The sequence below is a fragment of the Sphingomonas radiodurans genome, assembly GCF_020866845.1.
In the GTDB taxonomy this organism is placed as follows: domain Bacteria; phylum Pseudomonadota; class Alphaproteobacteria; order Sphingomonadales; family Sphingomonadaceae; genus Sphingomonas; species Sphingomonas radiodurans.
Map to the genome: position 1 here is coordinate 2,704,871 of NZ_CP086594.1, position 25,845 is coordinate 2,730,715.

Annotated in this window: 29 protein-coding genes; 20 read left to right on the forward strand and 9 right to left on the reverse strand. The window is 66.0% G+C overall.

The window, feature by feature from the left end; all coding sequences use genetic code 11:
* Position 1: 1 nt before the first annotated feature.
* The 16 genes from fliF (at position 2) to LLW23_RS12715 (ending at position 13,917) form a co-directional block, all read left to right on the forward strand.
* On the forward strand, positions 2-1,696 hold the full coding sequence (gene fliF / locus LLW23_RS12640) for a flagellar basal-body MS-ring/collar protein FliF (protein WP_228945867.1): 1,695 nt from the start codon (positions 2-4) through the stop codon (positions 1,694-1,696).
* A gap of 53 nt (positions 1,697-1,749) precedes the next feature.
* Entirely contained in the window at positions 1,750-2,706 is a 957-nt protein-coding gene (gene fliG / locus LLW23_RS12645) for a flagellar motor switch protein FliG (protein ID WP_228948575.1), read from the forward strand.
* Complete coding sequence (locus LLW23_RS12650) at positions 2,699-3,424, forward strand: FliH/SctL family protein (RefSeq protein WP_228945868.1); 726 nt, start codon at positions 2,699-2,701, stop codon at positions 3,422-3,424. Before fliG ends, LLW23_RS12650 begins: the two co-directional genes overlap by 8 nt.
* Positions 3,425-3,473: 49 nt before the next feature.
* The gene (locus LLW23_RS12655) at positions 3,474-4,817 is read left to right on the forward strand and encodes a FliI/YscN family ATPase (RefSeq protein ID WP_228945869.1); all 1,344 of its coding nucleotides are present in this window, start codon (positions 3,474-3,476) and stop codon (positions 4,815-4,817) included.
* Complete coding sequence (locus LLW23_RS12660) at positions 4,810-5,226, forward strand: hypothetical protein (protein ID WP_228945870.1); 417 nt, start codon at positions 4,810-4,812, stop codon at positions 5,224-5,226. The genes LLW23_RS12655 and LLW23_RS12660 overlap by 8 nt, the downstream gene beginning before the upstream one ends.
* A gap of 945 nt (positions 5,227-6,171) precedes the next feature.
* A complete protein-coding gene (locus tag LLW23_RS12665; RefSeq protein WP_228945871.1) occupies positions 6,172-6,693 on the forward strand; it encodes a flagellar hook-length control protein FliK in 522 nt (173 codons plus the stop codon).
* 19 nt (positions 6,694-6,712) lie between these two features.
* Positions 6,713-7,351 carry a flagellar basal body-associated FliL family protein gene (locus tag LLW23_RS12670; RefSeq protein WP_228945872.1) on the forward strand — a complete coding sequence of 213 codons (639 nt, stop codon included), beginning with the start codon at positions 6,713-6,715 and terminating at the stop codon, positions 7,349-7,351.
* A gap of 3 nt (positions 7,352-7,354) precedes the next feature.
* Positions 7,355-8,293 (forward strand): flagellar motor switch protein FliM, encoded by a 939-nt coding sequence (locus LLW23_RS12675; protein WP_228945873.1) that lies wholly within the window; start codon positions 7,355-7,357, stop codon positions 8,291-8,293.
* Positions 8,290-8,580, forward strand: coding sequence for a flagellar motor switch protein FliN (gene fliN / locus LLW23_RS12680; protein WP_228945874.1), 291 nt, complete (start codon positions 8,290-8,292; stop codon positions 8,578-8,580). Before LLW23_RS12675 ends, fliN begins: the two co-directional genes overlap by 4 nt.
* A 9-nt stretch (positions 8,581-8,589) precedes the next feature.
* On the forward strand, positions 8,590-8,859 hold the full coding sequence (locus tag LLW23_RS12685; protein WP_228945875.1) for a flagellar biosynthetic protein FliO: 270 nt from the start codon (positions 8,590-8,592) through the stop codon (positions 8,857-8,859).
* Positions 8,856-9,731 (forward strand): flagellar type III secretion system pore protein FliP, encoded by an 876-nt coding sequence (fliP, locus tag LLW23_RS12690; RefSeq protein WP_228945876.1) that lies wholly within the window; start codon positions 8,856-8,858, stop codon positions 9,729-9,731. The genes LLW23_RS12685 and fliP overlap by 4 nt, the downstream gene beginning before the upstream one ends.
* A 19-nt stretch (positions 9,732-9,750) precedes the next feature.
* Complete coding sequence (locus LLW23_RS12695; RefSeq protein WP_228945877.1) at positions 9,751-10,023, forward strand: flagellar biosynthetic protein FliQ; 273 nt, start codon at positions 9,751-9,753, stop codon at positions 10,021-10,023.
* A 3-nt stretch (positions 10,024-10,026) separates the two neighbouring features.
* Positions 10,027-10,800, forward strand: a complete 774-nt coding sequence (gene fliR, locus LLW23_RS12700) for a flagellar biosynthetic protein FliR (RefSeq protein WP_228945878.1) — start codon at positions 10,027-10,029, stop codon at positions 10,798-10,800.
* Positions 10,800-11,933: an EscU/YscU/HrcU family type III secretion system export apparatus switch protein gene (locus tag LLW23_RS12705; protein ID WP_228945879.1), complete on the forward strand. Its 1,134-nt coding sequence runs from the start codon at positions 10,800-10,802 to the stop codon at positions 11,931-11,933. The genes fliR and LLW23_RS12705 overlap by 1 nt, the downstream gene beginning before the upstream one ends.
* A gap of 86 nt (positions 11,934-12,019) precedes the next feature.
* The gene (gene fliD, locus LLW23_RS12710) at positions 12,020-13,519 is read left to right on the forward strand and encodes a flagellar filament capping protein FliD (protein ID WP_228945880.1); all 1,500 of its coding nucleotides are present in this window, start codon (positions 12,020-12,022) and stop codon (positions 13,517-13,519) included.
* Positions 13,519-13,917 carry a flagellar export chaperone FliS gene (locus LLW23_RS12715; RefSeq protein ID WP_228945881.1) on the forward strand — a complete coding sequence of 133 codons (399 nt, stop codon included), beginning with the start codon at positions 13,519-13,521 and terminating at the stop codon, positions 13,915-13,917. The genes fliD and LLW23_RS12715 overlap by 1 nt, the downstream gene beginning before the upstream one ends.
* Before the next feature lie 157 nt (positions 13,918-14,074).
* Here LLW23_RS12715 and LLW23_RS12720 read toward each other — a convergent pair whose 3' ends face one another.
* From LLW23_RS12720 to argH, 5 genes are read right to left on the reverse strand one after another with little or no spacing between them, the layout of a single operon-like run.
* Positions 14,075-15,025 (reverse strand): CorA family divalent cation transporter, encoded by a 951-nt coding sequence (locus tag LLW23_RS12720; RefSeq protein ID WP_228945882.1) that lies wholly within the window; start codon positions 15,023-15,025, stop codon positions 14,075-14,077.
* On the reverse strand, positions 15,022-15,873 hold the full coding sequence (locus LLW23_RS12725; RefSeq protein WP_408642047.1) for a precorrin-2 dehydrogenase/sirohydrochlorin ferrochelatase family protein: 852 nt from the start codon (positions 15,871-15,873) through the stop codon (positions 15,022-15,024). Before LLW23_RS12725 ends, LLW23_RS12720 begins: the two co-directional genes overlap by 4 nt.
* A gap of 2 nt (positions 15,874-15,875) precedes the next feature.
* Positions 15,876-17,132 carry a diaminopimelate decarboxylase gene (gene lysA, locus LLW23_RS12730; protein WP_228945884.1) on the reverse strand — a complete coding sequence of 419 codons (1,257 nt, stop codon included), beginning with the start codon at positions 17,130-17,132 and terminating at the stop codon, positions 15,876-15,878.
* A 2-nt stretch (positions 17,133-17,134) separates the two neighbouring features.
* Entirely contained in the window at positions 17,135-17,368 is a 234-nt protein-coding gene (locus tag LLW23_RS12735; protein ID WP_228945885.1) for a hypothetical protein, read from the reverse strand.
* Positions 17,365-18,732 carry an argininosuccinate lyase gene (gene argH, locus LLW23_RS12740; RefSeq protein ID WP_228948576.1) on the reverse strand — a complete coding sequence of 456 codons (1,368 nt, stop codon included), beginning with the start codon at positions 18,730-18,732 and terminating at the stop codon, positions 17,365-17,367. The genes LLW23_RS12735 and argH overlap by 4 nt, the downstream gene beginning before the upstream one ends.
* A 16-nt stretch (positions 18,733-18,748) precedes the next feature.
* Here argH and LLW23_RS12745 point away from each other — a divergent pair, with 16 nt between their 5' ends.
* Together LLW23_RS12745 and LLW23_RS12750 are read left to right on the forward strand one after the other, a co-directional pair.
* Positions 18,749-19,339, forward strand: coding sequence for a TlpA family protein disulfide reductase (locus LLW23_RS12745; protein ID WP_228945886.1), 591 nt, complete (start codon positions 18,749-18,751; stop codon positions 19,337-19,339).
* Positions 19,340-19,409: 70 nt separating this feature from the next.
* Positions 19,410-19,901, forward strand: a complete 492-nt coding sequence (locus LLW23_RS12750; protein ID WP_228945887.1) for a nuclear transport factor 2 family protein — start codon at positions 19,410-19,412, stop codon at positions 19,899-19,901.
* Between the two features lie 51 nt (positions 19,902-19,952).
* Here LLW23_RS12750 and LLW23_RS12755 read toward each other — a convergent pair whose 3' ends face one another.
* The 4 genes from LLW23_RS12755 to xth all read right to left on the reverse strand — a co-directional run bounded on the left by LLW23_RS12755 (position 19,953) and on the right by xth (position 24,323).
* Entirely contained in the window at positions 19,953-20,630 is a 678-nt protein-coding gene (locus tag LLW23_RS12755; RefSeq protein WP_228945888.1) for a carbonic anhydrase, read from the reverse strand.
* Positions 20,627-22,201 (reverse strand): SulP family inorganic anion transporter, encoded by a 1,575-nt coding sequence (locus tag LLW23_RS12760; RefSeq protein ID WP_228945889.1) that lies wholly within the window; start codon positions 22,199-22,201, stop codon positions 20,627-20,629. Before LLW23_RS12760 ends, LLW23_RS12755 begins: the two co-directional genes overlap by 4 nt.
* A 277-nt stretch (positions 22,202-22,478) precedes the next feature.
* Entirely contained in the window at positions 22,479-23,504 is a 1,026-nt protein-coding gene (gene queA / locus LLW23_RS12765; RefSeq protein WP_228945890.1) for a tRNA preQ1(34) S-adenosylmethionine ribosyltransferase-isomerase QueA, read from the reverse strand.
* Positions 23,505-23,543: 39 nt separating this feature from the next.
* Complete coding sequence (gene xth, locus LLW23_RS12770) at positions 23,544-24,323, reverse strand: exodeoxyribonuclease III (protein ID WP_228948577.1); 780 nt, start codon at positions 24,321-24,323, stop codon at positions 23,544-23,546.
* Positions 24,324-24,494: 171 nt separating this feature from the next.
* Here xth and LLW23_RS12775 point away from each other — a divergent pair, with 171 nt between their 5' ends.
* Both LLW23_RS12775 and LLW23_RS12780 read left to right on the forward strand, forming a co-directional pair.
* The gene (locus tag LLW23_RS12775; protein ID WP_228945891.1) at positions 24,495-25,139 is read left to right on the forward strand and encodes a class I SAM-dependent methyltransferase; all 645 of its coding nucleotides are present in this window, start codon (positions 24,495-24,497) and stop codon (positions 25,137-25,139) included.
* Complete coding sequence (locus LLW23_RS12780) at positions 25,139-25,747, forward strand: hypothetical protein (protein WP_228945892.1); 609 nt, start codon at positions 25,139-25,141, stop codon at positions 25,745-25,747. The genes LLW23_RS12775 and LLW23_RS12780 overlap by 1 nt, the downstream gene beginning before the upstream one ends.
* The last annotated feature ends 98 nt before the right edge of the window (positions 25,748-25,845 follow it).

The window sequence follows — 25,845 nt, forward strand, 5'->3', positions numbered from 1 at the left end:
GATGGCAAACGCACTCGCTCCCTCCAATCCCGTCATTCCCGAGCGCTTCGCCAATCCGCTGAAGCAGATCCAAGGCGTGCTTGCGCAGCCCGCGGTGCGCCGCGCGGGGCCGATGGCGCTGATGGTCAGCCTGATCGGCGCCTCGGCGCTCGCCTGGTCCGCATTGTCGGGCGCGCCGCAGAAGACGCTGTTTTCTGGGCTCCCCGATGCCGATCAGGCTGCAGTCACCTCCGCGCTGTCGGCGGCCAGCATCGACAGCCGGATCGACGAGAGCACCAACGCCGTCACGGTGAACGAAGAGGATTATTCGCGCGCGCGGCTGCTGCTCGCGGGGCAGGGCCTGCCGAAGGCTGCGCCCGGCGGCTATGCGATCCTCGATCAATTGCCGATGGGCGTCAGCCGCGCAGTCGAAGGCGAGCGGTTGCGCCAGGCGCGCGAAACCGAACTCGCCCGCTCGATCCAGGAGATCGACGCCGTCACCGAGGCGCGCGTCCATCTCGCGATGCCCGAATCCAGCGTGTTCGTGCGCGACAATGCCCAGCCCAGCGCCTCGGTGGTGGTAAAGCTGCAGGGCGGCCGTGCGCTCAGCGAAGCGCAAGTCCAGTCGATCATCAACCTCGTCGCCTCGTCGGTTCCGGGCATGAAGCCCGAGGCGGTGACGATCGTCGACCAGATGGGCGCGCTCCTCTCCAAGCCAGGCGGCGTTGGCGAGAGTGGCAGCGATCAGCGCATCAACCTTCAGCGCCGCATGGAGGACAAATACCGGACCCAGCTGATCCAGTTGCTCACGCCACTCGTCGGCGCGGGCAACTTCACCGCCGAGGTGCAGGCCGACGTCAACATGGATGAAACCTCCGCGACGCGCGAAAGCTTCGAGAAGCAGGGCGTCGTGCGGGCCGAGACCGGGGCGTGGACCGGCAACCAGGCCGGCGCCGGAGAGGCGCCCGGCGGCATTCCCGGTGCGCTCAGCAACACGCCACCACCCGCCGCCACGCTGCAGCAGCCGCAGGCGGCGGTCGGCGCGGACGGACGCCCGATCGCTCCCGGCCAAGCGGTGCCTGGCGGTCTTGCGCCCAACGCGAACAAGCAGTCCGATCAATTTGCTCGCGCCTATGATCTCGGCAAGGAAGTGTCGGTGACGCGCGCGGCGCCCGGCGGCGTGAAGCGGCTGTCGGTCGCGGTGCTGTTGCGCGAGCCCGAGAAGGGCCGGCGCACCGCAGCGGAGATCGCCCAGATCACGCAGCTCGTCCGTTCGGCGGTGGGGTTTGATCAGGCGCGCAACGATCAGGTTACCGTGATCAGCCGCAAGTTCGCCGGCGGCACCGAAGCCGATAGCGACGGCCCTGCCTGGTACGACAACAGCTGGCTGCCGATCCTCGCGCGCAACGTCACTGCGATCATCATTGCGCTGCTGGTGCTGCTGCTCGGCGTACGGCCGCTCGCCAAGGCGCTGATGAAGAAGCGCGAGGATGTCGATGCGGCGAACCGTCCGGCGCTGGGTCGCACGATATCGTCGCCCAATGGCGAGGCGAATTCTGCGGGCGAGATCGCGGTCGCCCCGCCGGTGTCGCTCGACGAGATCGAGGCGGGCCGCAATTACGACGAGCGGATCGGCGCGGTACGTGGATTTACCCGCGACAATCCCGCGCGGGCAGCGCTCGCGGTGCGTGACATGATGAAGGCGCCGGCACTGTGAGCCTCGACATTCCGCTGCGCACCTTCAGCGGCGTCGAACGCGCCGCGGTGCTGATGATGTTGGTCGGCGAGGACGAGGCCGCCTCGATCCTGCAGAAACTCGAGCCCGACGAGGTCCGCGATCTCGGCAAGGCGATGTTCACTGTCGCTGACGTCAGCGAAGCCGATGTCGAGGGCGTGCTCGACGATTTTGTCGGTCGTGCGCGCGAGCGCACCGGCATCACGTTCGATCCGCGGCCCAAGATAGAGGCGGTGATGCACCGCGCGCTTGGCCAGGAAAAGGCAGAAAGCGTCCTCGCCCGCATCACCCCGGCCGAAGCAGCGTGCGAGATCGAGCTGCTCGACTGGCTCGATGCGAGCGACATCGCCGCGATCCTCGACAAGGAGCATCCGCAGATCGCCGCGGTGTTGATCGCGAACCTTGATCCGGCGGTCGGCGCGCAAGTGCTCGAACTATTGCCCGATGCGATGCAGCCCGAGATCCTCCATCGCATCGCCAAGCTCGGCCCGATTACGCCCGAGGCGGTCGATACGCTAAAGACGATGATCGGCAATCGCGCGATCAGTGCCAGCCAGGGCACGCAAGTGAAGCTGGGCGGCACGCGTGAGGCGGCGAAGATCCTGCAGGGCGCGCGCAAGGCGACCGAGCAGCGCGTGATGCCCAAGCTGTTCAAGCTCGACAAGGAAACCGCCAAGGCGATCGAGGAGGCGATGTTCGTCTTCGACAACCTCCTCGACATGGACGACAAGAACCTCGGCACGCTGATCCGCAGCATCGACGGTGACATCCTGACCCGCGCGCTGAAGGGCATCGACGAGGCAGCGCGCAACCGCTTCCTCGGCTGCATGTCCGCGCGCGCCGCCGACGGCATTCGCGACGATATGGAAGCGCGCGGGCCGATGAAGCTTAGCGAAGTGCTCGAGGCGCAAAAGGTGATCATCCAGATCGCCCGCACGCTGGCGAAGGACGGCACGATCATGATGGGCGGCGGGGAGGACGATTATGTTTGAGCCCGCCCCAGCGTTCATCGCCGGTCTCTCGGCGCGTCACGACGACGCTGCGATCCGGCTGCGCCGCGTGCTGGGCGATCGCCCCGCCGGTTTCTCGCCGGGCGACCTGATCGCGCGGATCGAGGAAGCGTTCAGCAGCGAAGCTGGCCCCAAGAGCTACGCCCCCGCCAATCCCGCGACAAACCCCACCGAGGGCTGGGATCCGCTCGATCCGACCACGCCCGCCGCCCCGTTCATCGATCCGGTCGAGGAAGCGCGGCGCGAGGGCTATGACGAAGGGTTTGCCGCGGCGCGCGCGGAACAGGACGAGGCCGCGCGGCGCGATCTCGTGCTGGTCGAAGGCGTGCTGGCGGCGCTGCAGTCAGAAGATCGCGTCGACCGTGATCGTATCGCGCAGCAGCTTCGCCAGACGGTGCTTCATCTCGTGTCGCGGCTGGTCGGCGAAGTCGGCGTGTCGGCGGACTTGCTTACCGGTCGCGTCGAGGCGGCGGCGGAGTTGCTCGCCGATGCCTCGGAAAGCGCGATCCTGCGGCTCAACCCGGCCGACGTGCCGCTGCTCGACGGCCGACTGCCGGCCACGATCTTCGCGGTCGGCGACCCGCATCTGTCGCGCGGTGCATTCGTGCTCGAGGCTGCCTCGACGATCGTCGAGGACGGCCCGGAACTGTGGCTCGAGCAACTGACGCAGGCGCTCGACAAGGTTGCCGTGCCGAGCTGACCATCCTTTCACGCCTCCCGTTCAGGGCGGCGAGCTACCCCGGAACCCCATGCTGAACCGCTTCACCGCCGACTATCTCGACGCGCTCGGCAATGCCGATTTCCGGCCTGCGCCCAAGGTCGCCGGGCGGCTCGCGTCGTTCGATGGCCTGCTGATGGAGGCGGTCGGCCTCACGCTGCCGGTCGGCACCGTTTGCCAGGTCGGGGAGCCAAAGTCGGTCCAGGGCGGTGTTGGCGTCGAGGCCGAGGTAATCGGCTTCCGCAACGGCCGCACGCTGCTGATGAACCTTGGCGGCCCGGCTGCGCTGCTGCCGCAAATGCCGGTCCGCCCGATCGGCGCGCCGGGCGAGGCGGAGGTGGGTAGCGCGCTGCTCGGCCGCGTCGTCGATGGCGCGGGCAAACCGATCGACGGGCTCGGCCCGATCCGCGGCGCGCGACGCTGGCCACTTGCCGGCAAGCTCCAGTCACCGCTCGATCGTGGCCGCGTGCTTCAGCCGCTGGACGTCGGCGTGCGCGCGATCAACGGACTGTTGACGATCGGGCAGGGCCAGCGCGTCGGCATCATGGCGGGCTCGGGCGTCGGCAAGTCGGTGCTGCTCGGCATGATCGTGCGCGCGGCTGCCGCCGACGTGGTCGTGATCGGCCTGATTGGCGAGCGCAGCCGCGAAGTCTCAGACTTCCTCGAAACCAAGGTCGCGGGCGCGGCGCGCAAGCGTTCGGTGGTCGTCGCGGTTCCGGCCAATCATTCCCCCGTCCTGCGCATCCGCGGCGCGCTTCGGGCGACCGCGATCGCGGAGGCGTTCCGCGACGAGGGCAAGAACGTCCTCCTCATCATGGATTCGCTCACCCGCGTCGCGCATGCCGGGCGTGAGATCGGGCTTGCGCTCGGCGAGCCCGCGTCAGCGCGCGGCTATCCACCGTCGGCGATCGCGATGCTGCCTAACCTGATCGAGCGCGCCGGCACCGACGTGAATACCGGCGGCTCGATCACTGCGATCTACACCGTGCTGGCGGACGGCGACGACGGCAACGACCCGGTCGTGGATTCGGCGCGCTCGATCCTCGACGGCCATATCGTGCTGAGCCGCGCGCTCGCCGAGCACGGCGTTTACCCGGCGATCGACGTGTCGAAGTCGGTCAGTCGCGTGATGACCGACATTGCCGACAAGCGGCACGTCGGCGCCGCGCGCGTGCTCCGCCGGCACCTGGCGACGTACGAGGAAAATCGCGATCTCGTGCTGATGGGCGCGTATCGCGCCGGTGCCGATCCGGCGATCGATGCCGCCATCGCTTACCACCCGGCGGTGATGGAATTCGTCAAGCAGGATGCTGACGCGAGCGTACCGCTCGAGGATTCGATCGAGGAACTGACCGGCGTGTTCGGCGATGGATAGCAAGAAGCTCGCGCGCATCCACCGCGTCCGCACGCTTCAGCTCGGCATGGCGCAGGCGGCCGAGGCGCGGGCGCGCGAACAGGCGGCGAGCGAGGCTGCGCTCTCGCACCGCATTTCGCAGCTCGCCGCGGCGGTCTCGCCGAGCGAGGGCGACAGTGCAGCGGTCTCGATCGCGGCGCAGGCGCATTACCGCGAGAAGCTGCACCGCACCGCCGAAGCGGCCGACAATCGCGTTCGCGCGGCTGAAGCTGCCGCGACGCGCGCGCTCGAAGCGCGGCAGTCGGCCAAGCGCGATCAGACCGCGGTCGAGAAGCTCCTCGCGCGCGCCGAGGCGGACGCTGCGCTCCGCGCGATCCGCGCGCTGCAGGAAGCGCCGCCGACCCGGAAGATCCGGCACGATCCTTGCTGAACTACTCGTCAATAGCTTTGCGACGAGACTTCGACCCGCTCCATGATGCCGATCCCGTTCCTTTCCCCGGCGCTCCCGATCGCTGCGCCCGGCGTGTCGCCGGCGATCATGCCGGCCGGCACGCGTTTCGACGCGCTGCTGCCAGGTGTCGTCGCCCCGGTGCTGCCGCGGCAACGCGATGCCGAAGGCGGCAACGCATTGCCGGCAACCGACCTTGGCGAGAACGATGCCGATGAGACTGCGTGGGTGTCGCCGCTTCTGTGGCAAACGGTTTGCCCGCCGGTAGATGCCATGAAGGGGGAAGGTGGGGCAGGCGCCGCTCCGATCAATTCTGGCGGGACCACACCGACCGTCGTTGCTCCGCCTGTGCGGCCGTCGGCGGTGGCACTCGGGTCGTCGCTTACTGCCGCGCCGAATGAGGTAATTGTCACCGGCGAGATCGTTGCTCTGCCTAAGCGGCGGCTGGCCGCTTCTAAAGCTGCGGTCGCAGGCGAACCGGTATTACCCTCGGCAAGATCGCCTATGCGCGATCAGGTTCCTTTAGGGATCCAGGCCTTCGCACTTCCTGCGCCGCCACAGTCAGACGCAGCCCATGTGACCACGCTGTTCCCCGGCGAAGGCCGGGGCCCAGTTACGAGCAGCCCGATCCTGGGCCCCGGCCTTCGCCGGGGAACGACGGTTGAGGGCTCAGCGATGCCGTCCCCCGAGCTAAGAGTCGCAGCGATCGCGTCGCCAGTACTCGCGGCCGTTGCGTCGCTCACACCGAGCGCCCCGCTGACAACGGAACCTACAGCGGCAGGAACTACGCAATCCCTCAAACCGCTCGACAACAAAGCTCCTGGCTCAGCGGAAAGGGCACCAGCGACAGCAGTTGAGATCGCTCAACCAGCCGCCCGTCCCGCGCCCGCCGAGCTTCCACCTACCCGCATCGCGCCCGCATCGCAGATGTTCGCCGCCGCGATCCAGCGCGCGGTGCGAGACGAGCGCCGCCCGGCGACGAGCGATCCCACGCCCGGCCTGCTGACCCCGATCGTCGATCTCGCTACCCGCCCCATCACCATCGACACCCCCCGCCACGCCCCGCTCGACATGGCGCGTGAAACGTGGCCGACGAAGATGATCGAGCGGATTGAGCTGCTGCGCGATGCCGTCGATGCGGTCGATACCAGCATTCGCCTGATGCCCGACAAGCTCGGCGCGATCGACGTGTCGCTGCGCCGCGATGGCGATGGCGTCCAAGTACAATTCACCGCGCAAGCCGCCGAAACGCGGCAACTGCTTGCGGAGGCGCAGCCCAAGCTCGCCGAACTTGCCGAGGCGAAGGGGCTGCGGCTTTCGATGCACTCCGGCGACGGCGGCGGGCAGCCGCACCAGCAGCAGCGCGCCGCCGCGTCGGCGCCATCCATCATCGCATCGCGAGCATCGTCCGCGGACGAGGACGCAACGGCGGACGAACGTGTCGCGTAGGAAATCGGGGGATTGAACCATGAGTGACAAGGAAACGGCCACGGCCGATGCGTCGCCCAAGAAGAAGGGCAAGCTCGGCAAGATCATCGTCATGGCGGTCGGCGGCATCGTGCTGATCGGCGGCGGCGTGGGTGCGGGGCTCTATGCCGCTGGCTCGGGCATGATCGGCGGCGACCACGCTTCCGCAAAGGACGAGAACAAGCCCAAGCTGGTGCCCAAGAGCGAGCAGAAGCGCGGTGGCGAGGGCGCCGAAGGGGGTGAAGGCGGCAGCGGTGAAGGCGAGGGCGGCGGATCCGACCATGCCGGCAAACCAACGCCGGAAGGCGAGGGCGGCGAGCGCTACGCATCGAACTATTACGCCATGGAAAAGGATTTCACCGCGAACCTGCAGGATTCGGTGCATTTCATCCAGGTCGGCCTCGCCCTCTCGACGCCGTATGACGACAAGGTCATCCAGAACATCAAGACCAACGACATTGCGATCCGCTCCGCGGTGCTGATGGCGCTCGGCGACACCACCGAGGATCAGGTGTTCACGTCGCAGGGCAAGGCCATTCTGGCCAAGCGGCTCGTCGCATCGATCAACGCGACGCTGAAGCAAAAAGAGGGCTTTGGTGGGGTTAGTAACGTCTACTTTACCAATTTCGTTATTCAGTGAGGCATGGTTAACGCCGCGTCCACTGCTGCAACCGATCGACGCGAGCGCGCTCGTCCCCAGGCCCTGAAACCGGGCACTCTGGGGCAGGTGAAGCTCAATCCGTTCGGCGACCTGCACACGCTGCAGCATCTTTCCGCGCGCCTCGCGCGGGGGTTGCGCGGCGTGTTCGAGCCGTTGCTGCGCGAGGAAGTCCGCGCATGGGCCGAGCCGCTCGCGGTGCAACGCTTCGCCGATTACCGCGCCGAGCGCCCCGACAAGCTGACCGCGTGGCTGCCGCTGGGCATGGACGAGCGCACCGCGCTGCTGGTGATCGAGGGCAAGTTCGTGCTCGAGCTGCTCGATCTGTTCTTTGGCGGCACAGGCGCGGTGCCGGCCGACATGCCGGCTGAATTTTCCCCCGCGGCCGAGGCGATGGTTGGTCGGCTCGGGCAGATGATCGCCGTTCCGCTGACTGCTGCCTGGGAGCCGCTGGCACGCGTTTCCTTCACGGTCGGGCGGTGCGAGGCCAATGGCGCGATGCTGGCTGGTTTCGAGGGCGACGATGCCATGATCGTCACTCGGTTCGGGATCGCGCGGGGTGTAGGCAAGCCGCAGTTCGTTGATCTCGTCTACCCCGTATCGGCGCTCAAGCCGCACGGCACGGCACTGACCGGCAAGGTCGTCGCCAAGGCTGCGGCGGAAGATGCCGAGTGGCAGACAGCGCTCACCCGTGCGGCGATGAACATCCGTTTCCCGGTGCGTTCGGTCCTCGCCGAGCCGTCAATCCGCCTATCCAAGCTGATGGCGCTCCAGCCCGGCGACGTCATCCCGCTCAGCTTCGGCACTGACGTACCGGTGATGGTCGGTGGTGACCGGCTCGGCACCGGCACCGTCGGCACGTCTAATGGCCATGCCGCGATCCGGCTGACCTCACTTGCTTCTCTCGAAGGACTGAAACCATGAACGACATGGCCGGCGGATTCCCCGTCGACGGCGCCTTGGCGGCCAACTTCCGGCTGCTGCAGGACGTCGACGTCAAGCTCACCGTCGAGATCGGATCGACCAGCCTCACGCTGCGCGAATTGCTCGCGCTGGGCGAATCCAGCGTGATCGAGCTCGACCGGCAGGCGAACGAGCTGCTCGACGTGTTCGTCAACGGCACGCTGATCGGCCGCGGCGAAGTGGTGACGGTGGGTGACCGCTTCGGCGTGCGCATGACCGAGCTCGTCAATCCCGACAAGCGCGGCTGATCCAGCGCCATGATGTGGTCCTATGTCCTCAAGCTGCTGGTGCTGCTCCCGCTCGTCTGCGGGCTGATGATCGGTTGCCTCTATCTCTGGCGGCGGATCGAGAGCCGGATGCCGGGGCGCGCCGACACGCGGATGATCTCAGTCAAGGAAACGATGATGATTTCGCCCGGCCTGCGTCTCGCGGTGATCGATTTCGAGGGCAAGCGCCTGCTCGTGTCGGTCGGCCGTGGCGGCGTGAACCTGGTCGATCGTGCCGATGCCCGGACGCTGCTGCCGTGAGCGTCACGCGTAGCGGCACCGGCCCGGCACTCTTCCGCAACGGTGCGGGGGAGCGCGCGACCCGCCCCTCATGGACGAAGGCGCTGCTGATCGCTTTCGCGTTGCTGATCGCGCTGATCGTGGCGATGCCGGCGCTCGCGCAAGGCGCGCCGCTGCCGCCCGCCGCCCCGACGGTGCCGGGCGCGGGCGATGCGGTCGATCGCGCGCTGGGGCAGCTGGGTGGCGGGCAGAACGGCTCGGGTTCGCTGTCGCTGTCGCTGCAAGTGCTTATCATCATGGGCCTGCTCAGCATTTTGCCGGGCATCCTGCTGATGATGACGAGCTTCACGCGGATCATTATCGTGCTGTCGATCCTGCGCCAGGCGCTCGGCCTGCAGCAGACGCCGCCAAATCAGGTGCTGGTCGGGCTGAGCCTGTTCCTGTCGTTCTTCATCATGGCGCCCGTGATCAGCCAGATCAACACGACCGCGATCCAGCCTTATGCCGCCGGCCGAATGGGCGGAACTGACCTGATCAAGACCGCCGGCGCCCCGCTGCACGCATTCATGGCCAAGCAGACGCGCGTGAAGGACGTCACGATGTTCGCCGAAATGGCCAAGTCCGGCCCGTACGCGAGCCCCAGGGACATCCCCTTTTCGGTTCTGCTGCCCGCTTTCGTGACGAGCGAGCTGAAGACCGCGTTCCAGATCGGCTTCCTCGTCTTCCTGCCGTTCCTCGTGATCGATCTCGTCGTCGCGACGGTGCTGATGAGTCTCGGCATGGCGATGCTCAGCCCGACGATCATCTCGCTGCCGTTCAAATTGCTGCTGTTCGTGCTGGTCGATGGCTGGGCGCTGACGATGGGCAGCCTCGCCAACAGTTTCGCGACGTGAACCCGGTACGGAAGATATCATGGTAGACGCAGATTACTTCCTCACAGTCGCGAACCAGACCTTGTGGGTGCTCGCGCTCGCCGCCGCGCCGATCCTGATCCCGGCGCTGGTGTCGGGGCTGATCCTGGGCATGGTGCAGGCCGCGACGTCGATCCAGGAACAGACGCTGAGCTTCGTGCCCAAGCTGATCGTCGTTGGCTTCTCGCTGGTGATCTTCGGCGCGATGATCCTGGGGCTGCTCAGTGACTTCACGCTGTCGATCTTCGATCGCATCCCGGATCTCGTCCGCTAGGCGATGCTTGGCCTCGGCCTCTCGATCGAGCCGCAGATCTGGGCACTCGTGTTCGTGATGGTACGCGTCGGCGCCACCTTCATCGCGGCGCCGATGTTTGGCAACGTCTCGGTGCCGCTGCCCGCGCGCATCACGCTGGCCGGCGCGATCGGCGTGCTGGTGCTCGGCACGCAGACGATCACCCCGCCCGCGCAAGTGTTCGGGCTCGCGACCTTCATGGCGGTGGCGGCCGAGGCGCTGATCGGGCTGGCGCTCGGCTTCATCCTGCAAATCGCCTTTGCCGCGCCGCTGATCGCGGGTGAGGTGATCGGCGGATCGATGGGGATCGGCTTTGCCAACATGATCGACCCCAATTCAGGCCGCTCGAGCCCCGCGATCGGCCAGTTCCTGTCGATCTTGTTGACGCTGCTGTTCCTGTCGATCGATGGCCACCTCGTGCTCGTCGACACGGTCGCGCGGAGCTACGTCGCGCTCCCGCCCGGCGCGGCGTGGCTCGCGCCGGGGCAGATGCGCGACATCGCGATGTTCGGCGGCTACGCTTTCCTCTCCGGCCTGCTGCTCGCGCTGCCGGTGGGGTTCCTGTTGCTGTGCCTCAACCTCGTCGTCGGCATGATCTCGCGCTCGGCGCCCGCGCTCAACCTGTTCTCGATCGGCCTGCCTGCGAGCCTCGCGGTCGGCGTGATCGCGATGGCGGCAGCGTTTCCGGCGATGGGTGATTACATGCTGGTGATCGTGCGCGAGGGCCTTGAGGCCGCCAACAGCCTGGTGCTCGGCTGATGGCGGACGAGTTCGGCGAAAAGACAGAAGCCCCCTCTCAGAAGCGTCTCAAGGACGCGGTCAAGAAGGGTGACATCCTCAAATCACGCGAGTTTGCGACCGCGCTCGTCGTGCTCGCGGGGGTCGTGTGGATCGTGTTCTTCGGCCCGTCGCTGGTCGTTGCCTGCAAGGAGATCATGACGCAGAGCTTCCGCTTCGGCCGTGGCGATATCGAGGATTTCCAGCCGTTCCGCCCGCTCGTGATCGCTGGATGGAAGCTGCTGCCGGGGCTCGGCGCGCTGTTCGCGATCACCGTCGTGGCGGGAGTGCTGAGCCAAGCCGGGCTCGGCTCGCTCGGCTTCAACGCCGGGCTGATGGCGCCCAAGGGCAATCGCATAAACCCTGCCTCGGGCCTGAAGCGCATGTTCGGCATGAACGGCTGGATGGAGCTCGGCAAATCGCTGCTCAAGGTCGCGCTGCTCGGCACGATCGGCGTGTGGCTGCTGATGCAATCAGCACGCGTCACGCTCGGCCTCGCACGGTCGAACCTCGATGCCGCCGTGGGTGCATTGGGCGGGACGCTGACGCACCTGCTGATCGTCATGGCGATGGGGCTGGCCGGTATCGCACTGATCGACGTGCCGCTGCAGATGTTCCAGCGGCTCAAGAAGCTGCGCATGAGCAAGCAGGAGCAGAAGGACGAGCACAAGGAGAGCGAAGGCAATCCCGAGGTGAAGGGCCAGATCCGCGCCAAGCAGCGCGCGATCCTGTCGCGCTCGACGCGCAAGTCGGTCGCCGAGGCACATGTCGTGCTCACCAACCCGACCCATTTCGCGGTGGCGCTGCGCTACGATCGCGGGCGCGATTCGGTGCCGGTGGTGGTCGCCAAGGGGCGCGGCGCGATGGCGCTCGCGATCCGCTCGGCGGCGGGCGAGATGGCGGTGCCGGTGCTCGAATATCCGATGCTTGCCCGAGCCGTCTATTACACGAGCCGCGAGGGGCAGGAGGTGCGCGACGACCTGTATCTCGCGCTCGCGACCGTGCTGGCGTTCGTGTTCGGGCTGAACGAGCGAATGGGCGGGACCGCGCCGTTGCCGGCGGTAGACGTGCCCGCGGGCGCGCGGTTCGACGAGAATGGGGTGGCGCTGTCGTGATTCGTCCTCCCCATCTGCGATGGGGAGGATGGTTAGAGGTCAAAACCCCTAAACCTCCACCGCCTCCGGCCGTTTAAGGAAGCATAATGGCCACCATTACCAGCACCACCACGCCGACGCCGACGACCACCAGCGTCACCAAGTCGGCCGCCAGTGCGCTGCTGACGTCGCTGGACACCGGCTCGGGTGTCGATACCGATGCGCTGGTGACTGGCCTCGTCGAGGCGCAGTTCGCCGCCAAGACCGCTACGCTCACCGCCAAATCGGAAAAGCTCACCACGCAACTGTCGGGTGTTTCGACCCTGAAGAGCGCGATTAGCGATTTCGCCTCGGCGCTCGAAGCGCTGGTGAAGGGCGGATCGCTCCAGTCACAGCCGGCCAGTTCGAACAACGCTGTCCTCACCGCCACGGCACTCTCGGGCGCGAAGCTCACTGGCCTCACCGGCAGCATCCGCGTCGATCGCCTCGCCACCGCGCAGACCGCGGTCAGCAACGCCAGTGTCGCCACGAAGGATACCGTGCTCGGCACCGGCACGCTGACGCTCAAGCTCGGCACCGCCACTTACGACACGGATGGCGCGTGGACGGGCGTGACCGGCACAGACGCGGATGGCGATGGCGCCGAGGACACGATCTCGATCGACGTCACCACCGGCTCGCTCACCGACATTGCCGCGGCGATCAACGCCAAGAAGGCCGGCGTCACCGCATCGGTCGTCACCGATGCCGACGGCAAGGCATTCCTGTCGCTCAAAGGCGAGACCGGCACCGCCAAGGCGTTCACGTTGACCGCTGACGACCCCGACAGCGCATTGTCGCAGGTGAACGTCGGCCCCGGCGCGAGCGGGATGAACCTGACCAGCACGGCCGGGAATGCCAAGCTGACGGTCGATGGAATTCCCGTCGAGCGGGCGAGCAACAGCGTCACCGATCTGGTCGCCGGCGTGAAGCTCGATCTGGTCGGCACCTCGACGACGGCGGTGACGCTGTCGTCCTCGGCTCCCACCACTGCGCTGACCAATGCGGTCGAGGACGTGGTGTTTACCTACAACACGGTGATGGCGGAGCTGAAGAAGCAGACCGATCCGATCACCGGCGAGCTACGCGGTGATTCGGGCGCGCAGAACCTGCTGCGCAGCCTGAAGGGGCTGACGACGCGCGACCTGTTGCCCGGCGCTGCGCCCGGCACCCCGCGCACGTTGGCGGAACTCGGCGTCAACACGAACCGCGATGGCACGTTATCGGTCAACAGCGACACGCTGACCAAGGTGATCGCGAGCAACCCGGCGGCGCTCGAGGCGATCTTCTCCAATTCGTCCGACGGATCGGGGCTGATGGCCGCGATGAATTCGGTGAAGCTCAACGCGACGAGCACACTCTATGGCCTTGGCGCATCGACCACGCGCTACAATCAGTCGAAGAGCGATCTGACCGATCAGCAGGACAAGATCGCCGAGCAGCGCGAAAAGCTGACGACCCGGATGACTCAGCAATTCGCCTCGATGAACGCGCGCGTCGCGGCCTATAAATCGACGATGACGTTCATGGAAAACCAGATCAAGCAGTGGACGAACGGCGACAACTGATGGCCTATGCGTCCGCCATGCTGCGCGATCCGGCGCAGACCTATCGCCAGATCGACCTCGCTGGCCGCACCGCGAATGCCGATGGCCCAGCGCTGGTGCAATTGCTGTACGAGGAGCTTTGCCAGGCGCTGCGCGTCGCGGCCTGGGCGGCCGAGCGCAAGAAGTTCGCTGTTAAGAGCGAGCGCGTGACCCGCGCGACTGCGATCCTTTTCGCGCTGGAGGCTGGCCTCGATTTCGAAAAGGGCGGCGACGTTTCGGTCACCCTGTCGCGGCTCTACGCCGGCGCGCGTCGCCAGGTGATCGAAGCCAGCCTGGGACACGACGGCGCTCCGTTCCGCGAGGTCGCTGCGACATTCGAGGAAATCGGCGCCGCCTGGAAAACCGCCCGCGCGGCTTGAACTCATAAATCCTCCCTGAGCGAAGCTCGGGGAGGGGGACCATCCGCAAAGCGGATGGTGGAGCGCTGGCCAGGCGTGACGGCCCCACAAACCTACCCCTCCACCACGCCCTGCGGGCGCGGTCCCCCTCCCCAAGCGAGCTTGGGGAGGATTTAAGTTAACGAAACCAGCGCCGCGCCACGAAATACACCGTCACGCCCACCGCGATCAGCACGCATAGCCCGACGATCGCGTCGAACGCCCATGGCTCTTTCGCGAACCACAACCCTTCCACGTTCATCCCGTACAGCCCGGTCAGGAACGTCAGCGGCAGGAACACCATCGCGGCGATTGAGATCACCAGTCCGCGTTGGTCGAGCTGTTCGGCGCGCAGATCGGTTAGCGCTTCGTGCATCAGGCTCGATCGCTCGCGGATCGCCTCGAGTTCCTCCGCCATGCGCGCCGCGCGATCAGCCGCGGCGGCAAGATGCGCGCGATCGTCCGGCCCCAGCCAATCGCCGGGCAGCGTCGCGAGCCGCTCGAGCGCTTGGCGCTGCGGGTTCAAGAAGCGCCGATAGTTGATCGATTCGACGCGGACGCGTGTCACGTTGCGGCGCAGCTCGAATACTCTCGCGGTATCGAGCTGCTGTTCGCAATCGTCGAGATCGTCGCCGAGATCCGCCACCACCGGGTCGAGATCGGCGGTGATCGCGGTGGCGAAACCGGTGATCAGGTCGCCGGGATCGCGGATTTGACCCTTCGTGACTTCATGCTCGACCATGTCGGTCGCGAGCAGGTGCTTGCGCGTTACCGAGATGATCTGGCCCTTCTCGGCCCAGATGCGGACCGAGGCGAGCATGTCCGACGGATCGAGCGGCTCTTCTGTCCGGCCGCGCAGGTTGAGATAGGCGCCGTCGTCGAACGCTTCGCAACGCGGGCGCGTCTCGTTCGCGGTCAGCGCTTCGACGATATATTCCGACAGCTTGGCCTCGTCGCGCAGCCACGCCTGCGCGTGCTCGGCGGTGGTCGACAGATGCACCCACACCATCGCCGCGCCGCAGCCGAGCGCGTCCTTGATCTCGATCTTGCGCGCGGTGTCGCCATCGACGCGATACCCGAAGCCGCTCACGCCATCCTCACATCGACCGTCAAGCCGGGCAGGGCGGGGAGGGGAGCCGGGCAGGCGATGCGATCCGCGTCGGCGCGCGCACGGTTCAGGATCGTGGGCGGCACATCGGCGCCATGCGTCACACGATCGGCGTTGGCGAGCAGGCGGGCCTGGCGGAGCGTGAGGTCGTCGGGGTCGGGGGAGGCGAGCAGCATCGCAACGACCTCGCCGACCGCACCTTGGTCAGTTTCCGGCGGAAAACCGGGCTCAGCCGCCTCAACGGCGCGCAACGGATCATAAGCGCCGCCCGGCGCGAGCGCCGCGGCGATCGCTTGCCGGCGCTCTCCCGCGTCGGGATAGCGCGTCCGCCAAGCGGCGCGCGCGGCGTTTAGTCCGTCGGCGAGGCGCCCGAGCCCCGCGGGCAGCAATGCCTCCAGCCGCTGGCGCAGCGCTGCGGCCAGCCCAGCGGACGCGCCACCCGTTCCGATTGCGACGATTACCGGATCGCGATCGACGATCGCGGGCAGGGTGAAGTCGCAAAGCTCGGGCCGATCGACGGCGTTGACGAGGATCCCGCGCGCCTTGAGGCGGGCGACCGCGGGCTCGTCGTCGACGACGATCGCGAGGCGGGGAGAATCGTCGGCCGCATTCCCCCCTCCGTTCGTCCCGAGCGCCTCGCCCGACATCGGTGCCTCGACTTCGCTCGGCACGAACGGTGGTTTTGACGGACTCCCCGAACTGAAGTCCTCCGATACCACCACCGCCCCGGCGCGCTCCAGCAAACGCCGCTTGGCCGCCGCCGCCTCGCCGTCGCCCACCAGGATCACGGCACGCCCCCGAAGCCGCACGAAAATCGGCAGGCTGTGCAGGCTCACAGCCAGTCCGGCACGCGCTCGGCGGCGAGGATCGTCTCGGCCGCGATGCGATCCGCGACGACGGCATAGCGATCACCATCGACCAGCACTTCGGGCACCAATGGCCGCGAATTGTACGTCGAAGCCATCGTCGCGCCATACGCGCCAGCGGTGCGGAAGATCGCGAGGTCGCCCGAGCGCACCGCGTCGATCTCGCGATCGCGCGCAAAGGTGTCGCCCGTCTCGCAGACCGGCCCGGCGATGTTCGCCATCATCCGTTTGCCGCTCGGGCGCACCGCTTCGAAATCGTGCCACGCATCGTACAGCGCCGGTCGCGCAAGGTCGTTCATCGCCGCGTCGACGATGACATAGGGGTTGCTGACACCGGGCTTCACCCAGATCACTTCGGTCAGCAGCACGCCGGCGTTGCCCGCGATCACCCGGCCCGGCTCGAACATCAGCGTGACGTTCCAATCCGCGGTCACCCGCGCGACCATCGCACCGAAATCCGCCGGGGTCGGCGGCATGTCGCCCGCGCGGTAGGTGACGCCAAGCCCGCCGCCGAGATCGACGTGGCTGATCGCATGCCCCGCCGCGCGCAATTCGGCGACCAACTCTCCGACTCGCGCGTAAGCGGCTTCGAGTGGTGCGAGATCGAGCAATTGGCTCCCGATATGCACCGCTACACCGCGCAAATTGATCCCGCTGAGCTCCGACAAGCGCGCGAAAATCCCTGCGGCTTCACCGATCGGCACGCCGAATTTGTTCTCGCGCTTGCCGGTCGAGATCTTGGCATGGGTGCCCGCGTCGACGTCGGGATTGACGCGCAGCACTGCCTGCGCCGTTATCCCCTGCGCCGTGGCAAGCTGCGCCAGGACCGCGCCTTCCTCTTCCAGCTCAATGTTGAACTGGCCGATTCCGGCCTGAAGTCCGCGGCTTAGCTCAGCGCGCGTCTTGCCAACGCCGGAAAAGACGATGTCCTTTGCAGCCATTCCCGCCGCCAGCGCCCGCGCCATCTCGCCGCCCGACACGACATCCGCGCCATAACCCTCGCGCGCCAGCACATTCAGCACCGCGATGTTCGGATTGGCCTTGATCGCATAAGCAAGATGGACGCCGCCGGCATCTTTCAGACCTTCGCGAAACACCCGCGCATGCCGCCGAAGAGTAGCGGTAGAATAGACGTAGACCGGCGTGCCGACTTCGGCCGCAATACGGGACAGCGGCACTGCTTCGCAATGAAGCTCGCCGTCAACTAGAGCAAAATGATCCATGATTACCTTGGTGGAAGATCGAATTCGTCGCTGCGACGCTCTTCCGAATTGCGCAGCAGATCGTCGCTACGCGACGGGCGGGCCTGGATCTTCGGCGTGAGCAGGTCGTTCGGCGTCGGCGTTGCGGTCGCACCATAGGGTGCGGGCGGCAGTTGCTCGCCCGCCGCAGGCTTCATCCCGCGCGCCGCCCCGCAACCGGCGAGCAGGACGGCGAGGATCAGAATGCTGCGCTTCATGTCAGGGCCTCGCGTGCTTCGCGGATCGCCGCGCGAACATTGTCAGGCGCGGTGCCGCCGAAGCTCGTCCGGCTCGCGACCGATGCATCGACCGACAGCACGCCATAAACGCGATCATCAATCCGCGCGTCGATCGCCACGAGGTCATCAATCGGCACTTGATCGAGCCGCACGCCGAGCACCTCCGCGCGCGCCACCGCACGCCCGGTAATGTGATGCGCCTCGCGGAACGGAACGCCCGCCTCGCGCACTAGCCAGTCGGCGAGATCGGTAGCGGTGGCATAGCCGCTCTCAGCGAGCCCGCGCATGCGATCTGTGCGGAAGGTTGCGCTTTCGACCATCCCGGTCATTGCGGCGAGGCAGAGTCCGAGAAGGTCGTGGCACTCGAACACAGGCGGTTTGTCGTCCTGCATGTCCTTCGAATAGGCCAGCGGCAGCCCCTTCATCGTCACCATCAGGCTGACGAGGCAGCCGGTGATCCGCCCGGCATGGCCGCGCACCAGCTCGGCGGCGTCAGGGTTGCGCTTCTGCGGCATGATCGAGCTGCCGGTCGACCATTGATCGCTGAGGCTGACGAAGCCGAACGGCTGCGACGCCCAGAGCACGAATTCCTCCGCCAGCCGCGAGAGATGTAGCGCGGTCTGTGCGGCGCAGGTGAGATACTCGATCGCGAAGTCGCGGTCCGACACTGCGTCGAGCGAATTGCGCGTCGGCCCGTCGAAGCCCAGCGCCGAGGCGGTCGCGTGGCGATCGACCGGGAAGCCGGTACCCGCGAGCGCGGCCGAGCCGAGCGGCGACAGGTTCATCCGGTGGCGCGCATCCGCAAAGCGGCTGGTGTCGCGCCGCATCATCTCAACATATGCCATCAAGTGATGGCCTAGCGTGACGGGCTGCGCGGATTGGAGGTGGGTGAAGCCGGGCATCACGCTCGCGGCATGTTCCTCGGCGCGGATTAGCAATGCCTGCTGAAAGGCGACGAGCGCTGCCGACGTTTCGTCGATCGCATCGCGCACCCAGAGGCGGAAATCGGTCGCGACCTGATCGTTGCGGCTGCGCGCGGTGTGGAGGCGGCCAGCCGTCGGCCCTATGGCGTCCGCGAGCCGCGCCTCGGTCTGCATGTGGATGTCTTCGAGCGCGAGATCCTCGGCGACGCCGTTCGCCTCGTAATGCGCGGCGACCTGCTCCAGCCCCCGCGCGATCGCCTTGGCGTCGTCACCGGCGACAATGCCCTGCTTGGCGAGCATCGCGACATGCGCCTGGCTGCCGCGAATATCCTGCCGCCACATCCGCTTGTCGAAGGGGATCGAGGCATTTATCTCGCGCATCACCGCCGCCGGCCCTTCGGCGAAGCGGCCGCCCCACATCTGGTTGGAACCGCTCATGCCATCGCGCTCGGGAACTGTCTTTCTCCTCGTCGCAACGCTCGCGACCGCGGCTTGCGATAGGCAAACGCCTGCGCCGGAGCAAGCGAACGTCATCACGGCAGATGAAGTGGCGCCGGACGAGGTCGCGCCACGCGCCGAGGCAGCGGCGCCTGCAGCCGGAGCCGTCGATCGGTCGCACAAGGATGAGGCGGCGCCGACGCTGGCCTTCCTCGATCCGGCCGGCAATAAAGTGACCCTGGCGGATTTCCGCGGCCGCCCGGTGCTGCTCAATCTGTGGGCGACGTGGTGCGCGCCATGCATCAAGGAAATGCCCAGCCTAGACGCCGCGGCTGGCGGCGCGGTCGAAGTGCTCGCCGTGAGCCAGGACATGCAGCGCGAGAAGGTCGCGCCGTTCTTCGCGGAGCGAAAGCTGACGCACCTGAAGCCCTACGTCGATCCGGAGATGGGGCTCAGCCTGCATTATCGCGTGAACCTGCCAACGACGATCCTGTTCGACGCGAAGGGACGCGAGCTGTGGCGGGTGAGCGGGGCAATGGATTGGGTCGGGCAAGAAGCGAAGGCACTTATGGCGGAGGCGACCTCCTGATCCTTCTGAGCGGGTGATCGCAAGGCCGAATTGGTGTACCTTTCGGTGGCGAATCCAAGGGAGCGCGGCCGTGATCGGAAGCAGGGGTGCAGCATGGCTGCTGGGCGTTGGTCTTCTCGCCGCCGGGCCGGCTGAGGCGGAATGGAAGGCGGCCACTCCAACGGTGGCCGCTGCTGCCAAGTCCCCTGAGGTAGCGGCCGCACTTGCCGCGGTAGAGAAGCTAGACGCAGCCGTGATCTCCAATGATCACGCGGCCTTTGCGGCGCTTCTCACGCCTGATCTCGTGGTCAACAATCCGCAGAATTCGATTTCCGATGGTGGGGCTACTGCGCGGCTGAACGCCAGCGGGCGGATCAGCTACGTCAGCTACGATCGAACGCTCGACTATGCGGGCGTTCGCAACGGCATGGTCGTATTGATGGGCGACGAGCTGGTCGTTGCTCGCCCGCCCAATCCGGCCGCTGGCGTGCCCGTCCGCCGCCGCTTTACCGATTTGTGGCGCAAAGACGGTGGCCAATGGCGGCTGGCGCTCCGCCAGGCGACGATCGTTTCCGCCCGCTGACAGCGGGGTTGCGAAGCCGATTGCTGCAACCCATGCTGGCAGCTGGCTGTATCAGCCCGATATTGGTGGAGCCGCTGCGATCTCGTCGTTGGTGAGCAACACGCGACGCGGATGAGGTACTTCCTCCAGCGTCGTATCGCGGTCGATCTCCATCAGCGGTTTGATGCGGCCGTCACGAATGTCGTAAACCCAGCCGTGCAGCCAGAGATCCTGCTTCTTCGCGAACGCGTCCTGTACGGTCGCGGTACGTGCTAGATTGACGAGCTGGTCGCGTACGTTGAACTCGACGAAGCGATTGGCCTTGGCTTCCGGCGTCGGCTGGCTTCCCAGTTCTTCCCAATGAGCTTCGGCGACGTTTCGAGCGGTCTGAAGCCATTCATCCACCGGCCCCGTCGTGCCGCCGTCAAGCGCTGCCTTGATCCCGCCGCAGCCGTAATGGCCGCACACGATCAGATGCTTCACCCCGAGCACGGTCACGGCATATTGCAGAACCGACATGAGGTTCAGGTCATCAGCGCTAACCAAATTGGCGATGTTTCGATGGAGAAACATGCCGCCCGACGGCGACATCGTCATCTGTTCCGGGCTGACGCGGCTGTCGGAGCAGCCAATCCACAAGAATTCGGGGTTCTGGCCGTGCGCCTGGCGTTCAAAGAAGTCGGGCTTTTCTTCGACAAGCTCGATCGCCCAGGCACGATTAGCGAGTAGCAACTGCTTGTAATTTTTCATGCGAAACGAGTTCCCGAGGTCGGTGCGTTGATGAGCGGCGCGCTACGCTCCGCGATGTCGCCGCGCACCGAGACCTTGATGCCGCGATATCCGGCGGCCTTGATGAAGGCATTGATGACTTCGACGTTATCGAGATCCACGTAGTTTGTGGACGAAAGGTCGATCAGCAAAAAGGCATTGTCAGGAACTTCGTTGAGCTTTTTCTGCAACTCATACTTATGCATGAAGTATAGGTCGCGTCGCGCACGGATCAGGCAATCGCCGTCATCGCAGACGAACGTGATCGCCGAGCGGAAGTTACGCGCCACGACGAAAATGAAGCCGACGCCTAAGCCAATGACGATGCCGATCAGCAGATCGGTGAACAAGATTGCGGCGATCGTGATGACGAACGGTACGAACTGCGTCCAACCCTGCTTGTAGCGGTCCGTGAAGAGCTTGGGCTTTGTAAGCTTGTAGCCGGTGGCGATCAGTACCGCGGCGAGCGCAGCGAGTGGGATCAGATTGAGCAGAAACGGTATCAGCGCCACGCTAAGCAGCAACCACGTTCCGTGCATGATCGTCGAGAGCTTGCTCTGCGCGCCGGCATCGACATTCGCCGACGAGCGCACGATCACCGACGTGATCGGCAGGCCGCCGATTAGGCCAGAGACGATATTGCCGCCGCCCTGCGCCATCATCTCCCAGTTCTTCGGCGTCGTGCGGCGCTGCGGGTCTAGCTCGTCGACGGCTTTCACGCTGAGCAGCGACTCCAGGCTCGCGACGATCGCGAGCGTGATTGCCGTGGTCCACACAGCGCCGGAACCGATCTGTGAAAAATCGGGCGTCGCAAAGAAGGAAGTGAACTCACCGAAGCTGCTTGCGATCGGCACCTGTACGAGATGGCTCTCGCCCAATTGCCAGGCCGGATTGATGAGACCGAGCAGCGCGTTGCCGCCAACACCTATCAAGACGACAACAAGCGGGCCGGGCACGAAGCGCAGCGGGCCTTCCTTGGGGCGCGCCTTTTCCCACCAGAACAGGAAGGCCAGGCTGATCAGCGCGATCAATACGGCGCCGGGCGAGAGATGCTGACGGATCGCCGTGCTGATTGCCGTGAACGTGTTGCTGCCATCCTCCTGCCAGAACTCGAAACTGCCTTCAAAATCACCGTCATAGCCGAGTGCGTGCGGCACTTGCTTCAGGATCAGGATCAATCCGATCGCCGCTAGCATGCCAGTGATCACTGAGGAGGGGACAAATTCAGCAGCAATGCCCGACCGTGTCGCTGCAAGCGCGACCTGGATCACGCCACCCAGCATCACCGCCAACAAGAACGCCTCGAATGTCGGCAGTCGTTCGATTGCTGCGAAGACGATGACGGTCAGGCCGGCCGCCGGACCACTTACTGACAGTGGCGACTTCGACAGCGCGCCGACGACGACACCGCCGACGATACCGGCGATGACGCCGGAGAATAGCGGTGCCCCGGAGGCGAGCGCTACACCGAGGCACAGCGGCAGCGCCACCAGGAACACGACAATCGACGCCGGGAAATCGGCGCGCAGGGTCTTTAGAATAGGTAGTGCCAAATCAGGCCTCGAGTCGGTGCCAAAGCCGGGCTGGCAGGCTCACCTGGCGGCTGTAGCCGTTATCCGCAGACCTGTTCCCGCTATTCAGCGGGCAGAAATCAAACATTACACGTCCGCCACGCGAGCGCAGCACAACAGTTGAGCGCGCATTCGCCACTCACGCTTGTCGCTTGACCTGCCGCGGGCGACGCCGCGTCGGCTGCATCCAGTGTTAGCAGGGCTGCGAAAATGGGGGCCTCTTCGAAACCTATCGATGCCCACCCACTGTGATACGCGGCTAGGGAAGCAACAGCGACGCGTCACCGTAGGAATAGAAACGGTATTCATTTTCAATCGCATGGGCGTAAGCAGCTTGCATCCGATCGAGCCCCATCAGCGCAGAAACCAGCATAAACAAGGTCGATCGGGGCAAGTGGAAGTTGGTCAGCAGACCATCGATGCCACGGAAGCGGTAGCCCGGAGTGATGAAAATCGACGTGTCGCCGTTGAATGCGCCGACGATGCCGTTCTCGCTGGTGGCGCTTTCGATCAGGCGGAGCGAAGTGGTGCCGACTGCGATGACGCGGCCGCCAGCGGCGCGCACGGCATTGAGGCGATTGGCGGTGTCAGCATCAATGCGGCCCCATTCGGCGTGCATCGCATGAACGCTCGTGTCGCTCGCCTTCACCGGCAGGAAGGTGCCGGCGCCGACGTGCAGCGTCAGCGTGGTGTGTCCGATACCCGCCTGGTCGAGGCTTGCCATTAGGCCGGGGGTGAAATGCAGCGCGGCGGTGGGGGCCGCGACGGCGCCGGGTTCGCGCGCGAACATCGTCTGGTAGTCGGCAGAGTCGCGGGGGTCGACCGGGCGTTTGGCGGAGATATACGGCGGCAAGGGAATGCGTCCCGCCCGTTCCAGCAGCAGCTCAACAGGGTCTTCGCCGGCAAACTCGAGCGCGAAGCTGCCGTCTTCCGCGCGGTCGACCGCGATCGCGAGAACGCCGTTGCCGAAATCGATCGTGTCGCCATCGCGCAGCCGCTTGGCGTTGCGCACGAAGGCGCGCCACCGCCGCGGCCCTTCGCGCTTGTGCAGCGTCGCACCGATGCGCGCTGCGCCGCGCGTGCCTTCGAGCTGCGCCGGAATGACGCGCGTGTCGTTGAACACCAGAAGATCGCCGCGGCGCAGTTCGCCTGGCAAATCGGAGACAATCCGGTCGCGCGTCGCATCGCCGTCGAGCACGAGGAGGCGCGCGGAATCGCGTGGCGCGGCGGGGCGCAGCGCGATGCGATCGGTAGGCAGGTCGAAATCGAACAGATCGACGTTCATGGCGCGCGCCCTAGCGCAAGTCGCCGCAGGTGCAACGCGTTACGTGCCTTCGCCCAGCTCAATCCAGGTCGGCGCGTGGTCGCTGGTCTTTTCCCAACCGCGGACGGATCGATCGACCCCGGCCGCCTTCAAGCTTGGGGCGAGCGACGGACTGAGCAGCAAATGATCGATCCGCAATCCAGCGTCGCGAGCGTAGGCGTTTCGGAAATAATCCCAGAAGGTGTAGATCGTCTCGCCCGGATGGAGGTGGCGGATCGCATCGGTCCAACCTTGCGCGACGAGTTCGGCGAAGCGGGCGCGCACCTCGGGGGCGAACAAGGCGTCTTCATGCCAGCGTTCGGGTTTGTACACGTCGCGCTCGGTCGGCATCACGTTGAAATCGCCGGCGAGCACAACGGGGGCGCCGCTGGCCAGAAGTGTCGCGGCATGGTCAATCAGGCGATCGAACCAGGCGAGCTTGTACTCGAACTTGGGGCCTGGCCGAGGATTGCCGTTGGGCAGGTACAGGCCCGCAACGATCACGCCGTTGACCGCTCCTTCGATGTAGCGGCTCTGCGCCGGATCGGGATCGTCGGGCAAGCCGCGGCGGGTCTCGTGAATCGATCCCACGCGGCTAAGGATCGCCACCCCGTTCCAGCTTTTCTGCCCGTGCCAGATCGCGTCGTAGCCGTGTTCGCGGATCGCGGCTTCCGGGAAGCGGGCGTCGGGCGCCTTCAACTCCTGAAGACAGACGATGTCTGGCTGCGCCTCCTCGAGCCAGCGCAGCAGGACCGGCAGGCGGCCGTTTACGCCATTGACGTTATAGGTCGCGATCCGCAGCCTGACTCTCCTTCAACTGATCGGAAAGCGCAGCGAGCCCAGCAGTTCCAGTGACGCACTGACATCAACTCGCAATCGATCAGTCGTGAGACTGCAACACACCGCTGCGATGGCAAATGAACACTAGCGAACAAGCCGGATCGATCGGAGCGTATCAGTATGGCGACGCAAATGAGTACCGCCGGCGTTACGCGCGCCTACGATCGCTGGGCGCCGATCTATGATCTTGTCTTCGGGCCAGTGTTTCGACAGGGCCGCTCGGCGGCGATCGACGCAGCGGAGCGGATCGGCGGGCGGATCATCGAAGTCGGCGTCGGCACCGGGATCTCGTTGCCGCAATATGCCCGCAACTGCCGGATCGTCGGCGTCGATCTGTCCGACGCGATGCTCGACAAGGCGCGTGCGCGGGTGCGCGAGCAGAAGCTCGATCATGTCGAGCTGATCGCGGTCGGCGATGCCGAGGCGCTCGATTTTCCGGACAACAGCTTCGATGTGGTGGTCGCGCAATATGTCGTGACGGCGGTGCCGCATCCCGAGCGCGCCCTCGATGAGTTCGCGCGTATTTGTCGCCCGGGCGGCGAGATCGTCATCACCACGCGCGTCGGCGCGGGAGCGGGAATGCGCGGCGCGATCGAGCGCACGTTGATGCCCGTCACCAGCCGGCTCGGCTTCCGCACCGAGTTTCCGTGGAGCCGCTACGCCGACTGGATGAAGACGCGCGGCGACATTCGTCTCGCCGAACATCGCCCGTTGCCGCCGCTCGGCCACTTCTCGCTCGTACGCTTCGCCAAGACCAGCCCCGAGGGACATGCCTGATGACCGGTTTCCGTGCCCAGCTCGCCGAACAGCGGTGGGATGATCATCGTTTCTACCATCACAGCCTGGTCAACCAGAGCCTGCATTTCGTCAGCGCCTGCACATTTCTCGTCGCCTATGTCATCCTGTGGGTCGATCCCGCGGTGGCAAGCTTGCTCGCCTGGGGTGTCGCGATGACGAGCCGGCAGGCGGGCCACTTCTTCTTCGAGCCCAAAGGCTACGACCACGCCAACGACGCGAGCCACGAGCACAAGGAAGAGATCAAGGTCGGCTACAATCTGTTCCGCAAATGGGTGCTGATGAGCCTGTGGGTTTCGGTGCCGGTGGTGCTGCTGATCCAGCCAACGCTGTTCGGCACGCTCGAGCGCCCGGACGGGACGGAGGCGTATCTACGCCATGTGGGGATCGGCTGGCTGATCCTCGGCGTTGGCGCGATTGTCTTCCGCTCGGTGCAGCTGTTCTTCATCCGCGATGTCGAAACCGGGCTGGTCTGGGCGACCAAGATCGTCACCGACCCGTTCAGCGACTTCAAGCTTTACAAGAGCGCGCCCAAGCGGCTGTTGAAGGGCGAGCGGATCGACGACCACGAAGGTGCCGCCGCGGCTTAAGGCGGCTTAAGGCTGCCGCCAGGCGAGATTCGTCATCCCCGCGAAGGCCGGGTCCAGAAACGCTGACGTGGGCAAGAGCTGCGCGGTTCGCGGATTTG

Excerpts from the sequence above, each read along its gene's own strand:
- LLW23_RS12755 (WP_228945888.1), bottom strand. The coding sequence starts at position 20,630 with ATGAAAAATTACAAGCAGTTGCTACTCGCTAATCGTGCCTGGGCGATC.
- LLW23_RS12675 (WP_228945873.1), top strand. The coding sequence starts at position 7,355 with ATGGTTAACGCCGCGTCCACTGCTGCAACCGATCGACGCGAGCGCGCT.
- lysA (WP_228945884.1), bottom strand. The coding sequence starts at position 17,132 with ATGGATCATTTTGCTCTAGTTGACGGCGAGCTTCATTGCGAAGCAGTG.
- LLW23_RS12670 (WP_228945872.1), top strand. The coding sequence starts at position 6,713 with ATGAGTGACAAGGAAACGGCCACGGCCGATGCGTCGCCCAAGAAGAAG.
- fliN (WP_228945874.1), top strand. The coding sequence starts at position 8,290 with ATGAACGACATGGCCGGCGGATTCCCCGTCGACGGCGCCTTGGCGGCC.
- LLW23_RS12650 (WP_228945868.1), top strand. The coding sequence starts at position 2,699 with ATGTTTGAGCCCGCCCCAGCGTTCATCGCCGGTCTCTCGGCGCGTCAC.
- LLW23_RS12685 (WP_228945875.1), top strand. The coding sequence starts at position 8,590 with ATGATGTGGTCCTATGTCCTCAAGCTGCTGGTGCTGCTCCCGCTCGTC.
- LLW23_RS12655 (WP_228945869.1), top strand. The coding sequence starts at position 3,474 with ATGCTGAACCGCTTCACCGCCGACTATCTCGACGCGCTCGGCAATGCC.
- fliF (WP_228945867.1), top strand. The coding sequence starts at position 2 with ATGGCAAACGCACTCGCTCCCTCCAATCCCGTCATTCCCGAGCGCTTC.
- LLW23_RS12660 (WP_228945870.1), top strand. The coding sequence starts at position 4,810 with ATGGATAGCAAGAAGCTCGCGCGCATCCACCGCGTCCGCACGCTTCAG.
- LLW23_RS12735 (WP_228945885.1), bottom strand. The coding sequence starts at position 17,368 with ATGAAGCGCAGCATTCTGATCCTCGCCGTCCTGCTCGCCGGTTGCGGG.
- queA (WP_228945890.1), bottom strand. The coding sequence starts at position 23,504 with ATGAACGTCGATCTGTTCGATTTCGACCTGCCTACCGATCGCATCGCG.
- argH (WP_228948576.1), bottom strand. The coding sequence starts at position 18,732 with ATGTGGGGCGGCCGCTTCGCCGAAGGGCCGGCGGCGGTGATGCGCGAG.
- LLW23_RS12780 (WP_228945892.1), top strand. The coding sequence starts at position 25,139 with ATGACCGGTTTCCGTGCCCAGCTCGCCGAACAGCGGTGGGATGATCAT.
- fliG (WP_228948575.1), top strand. The coding sequence starts at position 1,750 with ATGATGTTGGTCGGCGAGGACGAGGCCGCCTCGATCCTGCAGAAACTC.
- LLW23_RS12695 (WP_228945877.1), top strand. The coding sequence starts at position 9,751 with ATGGTAGACGCAGATTACTTCCTCACAGTCGCGAACCAGACCTTGTGG.
- LLW23_RS12705 (WP_228945879.1), top strand. The coding sequence starts at position 10,800 with ATGGCGGACGAGTTCGGCGAAAAGACAGAAGCCCCCTCTCAGAAGCGT.
- fliD (WP_228945880.1), top strand. The coding sequence starts at position 12,020 with ATGGCCACCATTACCAGCACCACCACGCCGACGCCGACGACCACCAGC.
- LLW23_RS12715 (WP_228945881.1), top strand. The coding sequence starts at position 13,519 with ATGGCCTATGCGTCCGCCATGCTGCGCGATCCGGCGCAGACCTATCGC.
- LLW23_RS12665 (WP_228945871.1), top strand. The coding sequence starts at position 6,172 with ATGTTCGCCGCCGCGATCCAGCGCGCGGTGCGAGACGAGCGCCGCCCG.
- LLW23_RS12745 (WP_228945886.1), top strand. The coding sequence starts at position 18,749 with ATGCCATCGCGCTCGGGAACTGTCTTTCTCCTCGTCGCAACGCTCGCG.
- fliR (WP_228945878.1), top strand. The coding sequence starts at position 10,027 with ATGCTTGGCCTCGGCCTCTCGATCGAGCCGCAGATCTGGGCACTCGTG.
- LLW23_RS12775 (WP_228945891.1), top strand. The coding sequence starts at position 24,495 with ATGAGTACCGCCGGCGTTACGCGCGCCTACGATCGCTGGGCGCCGATC.